The 8,965-nt window shown below is 26.7% G+C and carries 5 protein-coding genes; 4 read left to right on the top strand and 1 reads right to left on the bottom strand.

The features are described 5' to 3' along the window. Window positions 1-408: 408 nt before the first annotated feature. Window positions 409-729 (top strand): hypothetical protein, encoded by a 321-nt coding sequence (locus tag MBCUT_RS02690; protein ID WP_067258580.1) that lies wholly within the window; start codon window positions 409-411, stop codon window positions 727-729. A 14-nt stretch (window positions 730-743) separates the two neighbouring features. Continuing rightward, window positions 744-1,139, top strand: coding sequence for a type II toxin-antitoxin system VapC family toxin (locus MBCUT_RS02685; RefSeq protein ID WP_067258576.1), 396 nt, complete (start codon window positions 744-746; stop codon window positions 1,137-1,139). Window positions 1,140-1,430: 291 nt separating this feature from the next. Here MBCUT_RS02685 and MBCUT_RS02680 read toward each other — a convergent pair whose 3' ends face one another. Next, window positions 1,431-2,810, bottom strand: a complete 1,380-nt coding sequence (locus tag MBCUT_RS02680) for an MATE family efflux transporter (RefSeq protein ID WP_067258574.1) — start codon at window positions 2,808-2,810, stop codon at window positions 1,431-1,433. Window positions 2,811-3,316: 506 nt separating this feature from the next. On the opposite strand from MBCUT_RS02680, the gene MBCUT_RS02675 reads away from it, so the two are divergent. Further along, on the top strand, window positions 3,317-4,834 hold the full coding sequence (locus MBCUT_RS02675) for a CARDB domain-containing protein (protein ID WP_067258570.1): 1,518 nt from the start codon (window positions 3,317-3,319) through the stop codon (window positions 4,832-4,834). 928 nt (window positions 4,835-5,762) lie between these two features. Further along, window positions 5,763-8,873, top strand: a complete 3,111-nt coding sequence (locus MBCUT_RS02670; protein WP_067258567.1) for a beta strand repeat-containing protein — start codon at window positions 5,763-5,765, stop codon at window positions 8,871-8,873. Window positions 8,874-8,965: the final 92 nt, after the last annotated feature.

Below are 8,965 nucleotides of genomic sequence, written 5' to 3'. Positions count from 1 at the left end.
GTTATAAATAGTTAGAAGTAGAGTTATAAATAGTTAGAAGTAGAGTTATAAATAGTTAGAAGTAGAGTTATAAATAGTTAGAAGTAGAGTTATAAATAGTTAGAAGTAGAGTTATAAATAGTTAGAAGTAGAGTTATAAATAGTTAGAACTAGAGTTATAAATAGTTAGAACTAGAGTTATAAATAGTTAGAACTAGAGTTATAAATAGTTAGAACTAGAGTTATAAATAGTTAGAACTAGAGTTATAAATAGTTAGAACATGCTTTAATGTGCTAGAAATAGTTATAAAACTATTAACTGAAAGTTTTAAATCATATTATAAAATATGCAAAAATGAAAAAGTATAAAAACATGAAAGTATAAAAATAATATTATAATATTAAAACATAATAATGAGGCAGGAAATTATGGTCGATGTTAAAAGAACAACTATAGAAATCCCAACCAACACATTGATAAAAATAAAAACTCTTGCAGTTAAAGAAGGTAAAACACAAAATAATATTATTAATGAGCTCATAAACAAGGGACTTGAGAAAAAAAATAAGACAAAAGCAGAAGATAAATCGAAAGAAACAGCTATAGAAAGAATAGATAGAATAACAAATGGAAAAGCGAAAATAATCAATAAAAATTCTTATAAAAAAAATAAACCATACTCAATAAAAGGCATAATAAAGGCTCCTAAAGGATTTGATCCAGTTAAAGCTGTTGAAGATACATATTAGAAAAATGTGTAACAATGATTTTTTTAGATGCTAATTTCATTATTGCCTATTCTGTAAAAGGACATAAAAATTATAATAGAGCTATAGAAATATGGGAAACAATAGAAGACAAAGACAAAATAATTTCAAAGTTAATTATAGCAGAGGTTTTAAATGTTCTAAACACTAGGTTAAAAACAAACATAGAACTAATTGAAAAGGTTTGTGAGTTTATAGCTAACGAATTAATAATATTACAAGATGAAGAATATTATATTAAAGGTTTAAAACTATTAAAAGAATATTATCCTAAAAGAATACAATTTACAGACTGTGTTTATATAGCATTAATGGAAGATTTAAAAATAGAAGAAATAATCACATTTGATGAACATTTTGCCTTAAACAGAAATATAAAAAGAATATATTAATCATTATAAATATTAAATAGCTGATAAAATATGTATTAATAGCTATAATAAATTGATTGTTTTATTTAATTCAATTTTTAAAGAATTTATATTATTTTAAGTTTAAATTATAGATTTTTTAAATATTATTTTTAATAAATAAAATATATAACCATAATGGTAAAAATTGTGCGAATATTTAATAATTTTCATGTATTATTAATAAACATATTCAAACTTCATTAGAATATTCTATATTTCTTTGTTTAAGAAGCTGAGTTAAATAGTTAATTCAGATGTATTTATAAATAGTTAAATATCATTTTCAAGATAAACCTTATCTATTTCTCGTAGATATATTTTTGTTATAATATAAGATACCACATAACCAACTAATCCTCCAAGGGATAAGCCCCACCAGACTCCATTAGTTCCCATATCTAATAAAAACGCGAATATATACATAAATATTAGTTCAAAAACCAAGGTTCTTTGAACAGTTAGGAAAAGTGAAATAAATGCTTTACCAAGACCTTGAAATGTTGAAGATGAAAGTATTCCCAGTGGAAGAGCTATACAGAATATACACAATACTCTTAAAAATTCAGAAATAGCTGGTATTAAACTTAAATCTGCATAACTAAACATCATCGCAATTTGAGGGGCGAATAGAAATATTATAATTCCACTAACAACAGATATAGCTAAACCTAATTTAACAGAGTAGTCATATGCTGTGATTAATTTTTTAAATTTTCTTCCACCATAAGCTGCCCCAACAACTGTTAAAGTAGCAGTACCTAATCCCATATGAGGAATCATAGCTAAATTTACAATTCTCCACCCAGCAGTATAAACAGCTACTCCTAAAGGACCTGAAATAAATGATAACATAAAATTTATAACAAGGGAAACAATTGAGAAGGTAATCACTTCAGATGTTGCAGGAACTGCAATATACACTATTTCTTTAATTATTTTGAAATCAAATTTAAAATCTTTTCTTGATAAGGTGAGGTATGTGTCTTTTTTTATAATTAGCCAATAGAATATTACTATTGTTGATATTAATGATGAAATTAAAGTAGCATAGGCTGCACCAGCTAATCCTAAGTTTAAAATATATATAAATATTGGATCCAGTATTATATTTAAAACAGCAGTGATGATCATCACATTCATTGCTCTATTTACATCTCCTTCTGATCTAAGAATACTACTTCCTACTGAAGGTAATAATAGAACTATCAATCCAAGTAATATTATTTGAGCATATTCTGCTGTAAGTGGTGCTACTACTCCAGCCCCCATTAAAAGCAATATGTCATTTAAAAAGAAAATGAGTATTATTGGAGCAACAATAGAAATAATTACAGTTAATAGCACACCGTGCATTGCAGAATTATCCGCTTTTTTCTTATCTTTTGCACCAATAGCTCTTGCAATTAATGAATTAGCACCAGACCCAATACCATTTCCCAACCCGATAATAATAAGAAATATTGGCATAAAAAATCCAAGAGCAGCTAAAGCATCTGTTCCAAGTCCAGCCACCCAAATAGTATCAGCTAAATTGTATGCAAAAGTTACAAACATAGATACCATTATAGGCCATGATAATTTTCTTATCGCCCTTTTAGGATCTCCAGTGACTATTGAGATATTGTCGTTTTTATTGTCAGCACTACTCATTGGGATTCACTCAGATTTATATTTATAATAAGAATCTTATTTAAACTAATTGTTTATATATTTGAAATAATTGTTTATATATTTAAAATGATTGTTTATATATTTGAAATGATTGTTTATATATTTGAAATAATAGTTTATATATTTTAAATGATTGTTTATATATCTGAAATAATAGTTTATAGATTTTAAATGATTATTTATAGATTTTAAATAATTATTTATATATTTAAATATTTTAAATAATTGTTTATATCTTTAAATATTTGAAATAATAGTTTATATAAGTATTAATAAAATTTTGATAAAATACAATAGAAAGCTTTATTTATATAAATCTGAATTTTTACTAAGGAGTTCTTTAGTATTTATTGTTCTGTTAATTTTCTATTAGTTCCTTTTGGTTTTTTCAGTATCATTAGTAAGTATTATAAGATAAATCGAAATGTATAAATATACGTTTCGTTAGATTATTATCAATACTTATTACAGTTGTGGTGTTTTTTATGAATAAAAATAATATGTTTATATTTATTTTAGTATTAGGACTATTTTTCTCTTTAAGTGCAGTTTCAGCTTCTTCGATATATGTAGGTCCTAATGGAAATGATACAAATGATGGAATGTCTGAAAATTCTTCTAAAGCAACAATTTCAAATGCAATAGAAAATATAGGGTCTGGAGGAACTGTAATTCTTGCTATGGGGATTTATAAAGGTGACGGTAATTATAATATAAATATAGAAAAAAATTTGACTATAAAAGGGAGTAGTGTTAATAAAACAATTATCGATGGTCAAGGTTTGAAAAACTTATTTAAGGTTGGATTAGGGTCTAAAGTTCTTTTTGAAAACATTATTTTTGCTAATGCCTACACTTCTATGAATGGTGCAGCAATCTATAATGAAGGTGATTCAACCCTAATTAATTGTCAGTTCATTAATAACCGTGCTTTTGGGGATGAAATGCATTGTGGTCGAGGTGCAGCTATTTACAATATTGATGGTAATGTTAGTGTTTCAAATTCCTCTTTTATAAATAATACTGGCAATATGTATGGTGGTGCTATTAACAATAACTATGGTGAAAACTTTATTATAAATAATTCTGTTTTTATAAATAATTCAGCTGTTGTGGGAGGTGGAGCAATCGACACCAATGGGGGTAAATACATGCTCATAACAAACTCTCTTTTTATAAATAATAATCTATTATCACCAAACAATTTAATTGGCAGGGAAGGAGGAGCAATTGTTAGTAAAAATAGTAATCTAATTATAAAATACTGTGCTTTTTATAATAACTATGATTATTATGGAAACACTATTTATAATAATATGGGAAATATTAGTGCAGATTATAATTTCTGGGGAACTAATGATAATATAAGCAATGTTAATAGGGGTTTTAATGTTAATAATTATTATAAATTAGTAATAACTCCAACAATAGCTAATAATGCAGCTAAAGTAGGTGAAACTTTAACATATACTTTTTTCTTTGTTTTAAATACAAATGGGTCTAAGGAAGGAATAAAAAACTTACCTAGTTTTAATATTAATATATATCAAAATGGGAATCTTATAGGAGCATTTGATGTAAAAAACAGTTCTATAAAAACAACAAAACTTTTAACCAATAAATCTATTTTAAGCATTGGTTTGTTTGACTCTATAATAAATAGCTATATTTATACAGCTAAAAAATCCACATTCTCTCCTAATAAAAAAATAATATATAAACCTGATTTAAAAATAGTTAAAATAGCTAGAAAAAATAATAAATATTATATTAAAATTAAAAACATTGGAAATAGTATAGCTAAAAAGAATTATTTTGTTATCTATACTAAAAATAAGATTATAAGTAAAAAAATACTTAAATCTCTTAAAAAAGGAAGTTCTACTATCTTAAAAATAGCTATTAATAAAAAATATAGAAATATTTTGAAAAAATTTAAAATAGACTATAAAAATCAGGTTAAAGAAATTAATGAACAAAATAATATAATTGTTAGAAGATAATTCACTTATCCTTTCTGTGTTTTATAAAAAAAGATAAATGATTACAGTTATTTATCTTAATTCTTTTTTTTTCTAAAGTTAGACTTTCTAGAAATCATGTTTGGATTTTTCATGTTAAATATTTTCGTGTGGTGATATATTTCATAACAAGCCTTTTTGAGTTTAGTTTCTTTATTTTTTTAGTTGATCACGTATTTTGGTTAATAGCTTTGTTTCGCTGTTTTTTTTATCATTTGTTCTTTTGATTGAATTGTTATTATAATTTTTATATTTTATTGTTGACTGTTGTTTTAAATTTTATTTGTTTTTATTTTTTATATATGGATATTATATATTATTAGTATGTTATTATAATTTGTTATTTTGATTTTGATATTTTCGTGCATAGATATTATTTTTTTGTAGGTTTTTATTATAAATAGTTCGTATTATTATAATAGTCAATTATTTTTATTATAAATAGTTCGTGTTTTTATAATGGTTAATTATATATAGTATTAATTATTTATATAATATTTATGTAAGTTAGAATAGTTATTCATGATTTGAATGGTATATATATATATATATATATATATATTGGTGTAATGTTTAGTATTGAAGTATAATTACATGATGATGGTAATTGGTGAATTAATTATGTATATCGTTTTATTATTTTTTTGGGGTTCATTGATGAGAGAAATGTTCTATTAGTATTTATTGATTAACTAAATTTCTTTTTTGGAATTTTTCTCTGATTAATGGGTTTTTGATAGATAAAAAAATGATCATAGTTCTGGTAATAATATATATAATCATCTATAATTAATCTGAGCTTTGTCTTTTATGATAGTTACCTGACATATAGGTTCAAAATTTCTATATTTCATAATCCATTAATCAAAATTTTAAAAAAGAATTTTTTCATTTTGGAGGTGAAAAAAATATGATAATGAAAAATAAAAATACAATAACAGATAAGTTTGAAACGAATAGCTCTTTTACTAGTGGAACTCGTTTAAGAAATTTAGTACTTGTAACCTTTATTTTTTTGTGCTTCTTTGCACTCTTGTCTAGTGCTAGTGCTGCAAACTTTAATAACTCTTCTACTAACGATGAGATTCAAGCTTTCCTCAATAATACAACCACAAACGATAATGAGGTTGTTTTTGATGCAGGAGATTATAACACTGTCACTGGTTTAAATGTAGGAAGAAGTGTTAACATATCCTCAAACGGCCAAGTGAACATAAAAGGTCCCAATGCTGGTACACTATTTAATATCACAGCACCGAACGTAAAAATCGTTAATTTGAATATGAGCGGATATAACACAGCTATTAATTCAAATACAAGTAATCTATCAGTTATTGGCTGTAATATAAGTACAATCAATATAAGTATCAATTTGTCTGGTAACTCTTTAACTGGAGTATTACTTGAAAATAATACTATAACTTCTTCTGTAAGCACCACTACGTATGGTGTTGTATATGTAAATGCTACAGACGGATCAATTGTTAGCATTATGGTTAAAGGTAATAATATCTTAGGTAATGGTACATCTGATTCGGTGGGCGTACGTTTCAATGCCACTAATTGTAATAACACTCTAATTTTCGAAAACAACAATATCACAGGAACATCCCGTGGTCTTTTTCTGGATGCATACAACAATAGTAATAACACCATAACCATCAACAACAACAACATCACAGTAACATCATCAGTTGGTGTTTATCTAGATGCATACACCAATTGTAACAGCAACATAACCATTACCAACAACAACATCACAGGAGCATCCCGTGGTGTTTATCTTGATGTAAGCACCAGTAACAGCAACATAACCATTACCAACAACAACATCACAGGAACAAATGGTTTTTATCTATATGCATCCAATGGTAACAGCAACATAACCATTACCAACAACAACATCACAGGAGCATCCTCATTTGGTATTGCTATGTATGTACACACCAATAGTAACAACACCATAACTATCACTAACAACAACATCACAGGAACATCAGCAACTGGTCTTGATATGTCTGTACACACCAGTAACAACAACATAACCATTACCAACAACAACATCACAGGAACAACTGGTGTTTTTCTATCTGCAGTCAATGGTAACAGCAACATAACCATTACCAACAACAACATCACAGGAACACCCAATGAAGGCTTTTATCTTCGTACACACACCAGCAACACTATCAGTTTCACTGATAATATTATTATGGGTGGGTCTTATGGTATGTATGTTGATTGTAATAATGCTGATTTTAATGGTTTGTCTGTAGTGAATAATACTATTAATGCTACTAACTCTAATGGTATTGGTATTGGATTTGTTAATCTTAATTCTGTTGATTTGCGTGATATCTTTGTTTCTGGTAATAATATTTTTGCTGGAACTTTAGGAACTGGTGGTATTGGTATTAATTTTGCTGCTGGTCTTAATTCTGTGGATAATGTCACTGTCAATTATAATCGTGTTTTAGCTGATACTGGTTTGAGTATTCCAACTATGACTAGTGGTATAGATGCGAATCTTAATTGGTGGGGAGTTAACGATATAACTGGTAAAATTGTAGGTATTACTACTAGTAATCATTATATTTTGAATATTACTAACTCTAGTAATTTAGACGATGTTCATTTTGGTGATAAGCTTAGATTTTATCTGTTAGTATTGAATACTACTCTTGATAATACTGGTGTTGAGAATTTACCTGACTTTGTTATTAATGGTACTTTTGATGGTGTAGCTTATAATTCTAGTCGTAATGAAAGTTTTAGCCATGTGTTCACTGTTTTATCTGTAGGAAATCAGACCTTGAATTTAGCTGCTTCTTTAGATGATCAAAATGATAATGTACCTATCACTTTTGATGCTGCAAAAGGTTCTAGTAATTCTACTATTGTTATTAGTCCTAATCCTGTGAGTTTTGGTGAGAATGTTACTATTAGTGGTGTTTTAGCTAATTATACAGGTATTAGTTTTGTTAATGTTACTGTTGATGGTAAACTCTTTACTAATGTAGCTGTTGATGGTTCTGGTTATTGGGAGTTAAATTACACTACCAACCACACTGGTACTGATTTAGAGGTTATTGTTAGCTTTGCTGATAATGAAAATTATATGGGCTTTAGTAATGTTACAAATTTTAATGTTACAAAGGCTAATGTAACTATAAACATTAACTTACCGAATAATGCTACTTATGGAGGAAATTCTACTATAAATGGTAATATAACTTCTAATGGTAATTTAATAAATGGAACATACAACATGACAGTAATTATTGATGATGTAGTTTACAATGTGACTGTTATTGATGGTGTTTGGAGTTTAATAATACCTAATACAAGTGCAGGAATAGCTAATGTTGATATATTTTTCCCTGGAAATAGTAACTACAATGATGCAGCAATAGCTGCTAATTATACTGTTGCTTCGAAGAATCTTGGAACTAAAATCACAATAATCTCAACAAGAAACGGCAATAAAATTACCTACAAAATCACACTCAAAGACAGTGAAGGAAATATATTAGCTAATCAAACCCTTATTTTAGCTATTGCAGGTAAAACTGTAACTGTTAAGACAAATAGTCAGGGGATTGCACAGTACACATATACAGCAACTAAAGCAGGAAAATACTACGCAAACGCAACATACAAAGGACTAAACACCGAAAACATCATCTATGGCTCTTCCAGTGCAAAATCCAACACTATATCAATCACAAAAACAAGTATAAAAATCTATCTCATCAAAGTAAGTGCTAAAACTGTAAAATATCATGGTAAAAGATACAGAGTTTATTATAAAACTTATTATATTAAAAATTATGGTATTTTAACAGGTTCTAAACTATTCCAGAAATCTTTAAAAGGTTTCACACTAAGCAAAATCAGCAAAACAAGCAACATAAAAACAAACTACAACAAAACCAAAAAAATCTTAAAAACTACTGTAAAAAACCTTGCATATGCAAAAATAGCTAAAATCAAAATAAAATTCTACAAAAGAATCGCATAAAAAACCCAAAAATTTTTAAAATAGGAGATGATGAATTAATTTTTTTGTATTCTCCTTTACTTTTTTTTTGTTAAAATGGATAAGAATCTTTT

It is taken from the genome of Methanobrevibacter cuticularis, assembly GCF_001639285.1.
Taxonomy (GTDB): domain Archaea; phylum Methanobacteriota; class Methanobacteria; order Methanobacteriales; family Methanobacteriaceae; genus Methanobaculum; species Methanobaculum cuticulare.
This window is presented reverse-complemented; position numbering and strand designations above follow the sequence as displayed.